Origin of the sequence: Sphingomonas sp. FUKUSWIS1, from assembly GCF_000733135.1 — a bacterium.
Lineage (GTDB): Bacteria > Pseudomonadota > Alphaproteobacteria > Sphingomonadales > Sphingomonadaceae > Sphingomonas > Sphingomonas aerolata.
This window is the reverse complement of record NZ_JPJC01000232.1, coordinates 1-597: the sequence shown is the minus strand read 5'-3', so window position 1 is coordinate 597 and position 597 is coordinate 1. Positions and strand designations below refer to the sequence as shown.

The window sequence follows — 597 nt, the reverse complement described above, 5'->3', positions numbered from 1 at the left end:
CAGCCCAGCACTGCTGCGCCCGGAACCGCCCCTCACCCCAAGCCCTCTCCCCGAGGGGAGAGGGAGTTAGAAGAATGCCCGACCACGCCACCTCCTCCTCCCCCGCCGTCCAGGCGCAGCTCGACCGGCTGACCACGCTGTCGCCCGGCGCCGACATCCTCGGCCTCGAGCGCATCACCGCGTTGCTGGCGCGGCTCGGCGACCCGCATCTGTCGCTGCCGCCGGTGTTCCATGTCGCGGGCACCAACGGCAAGGGATCGACCTGCGCGTTCCTGCGCGCCGCGATCGAGGCGGCGGGGCTCAGCGTCCATGTCTATTCGAGCCCGCACCTCGTCCGCTTCAACGAACGCATCCGCCTCGCCGGCCGGCTGCTCGACGACGACGCGCTCGCCGCGCTGCTGTCCGAGGTGCTCGACCACGCCGCGGACCTGCAGGCGAGCTTCTTCGAGGTCACCACCGCCGTCGCGTTCCTCGCCTTCGCGCGGACGCCCGCCGCGGCGACTATCGTCGAGGTCGGGCTGGGTGGCCGGCTCGACGCGACCAACGTCATTCCGAACCCCGTCGTTACCGGCATCGCCGCGCTCGGGATCGACCATC

At 71.7% G+C, this 597-nt stretch carries 1 pseudogene; it reads left to right on the top strand.

Annotation, left to right across the window (positions count from 1 at the left end):
* Positions 1-74 precede the first annotated feature (74 nt).
* Positions 75-597, top strand: a pseudogene (locus sphsw_RS14405) (bifunctional folylpolyglutamate synthase/dihydrofolate synthase); the annotation flags it as partial.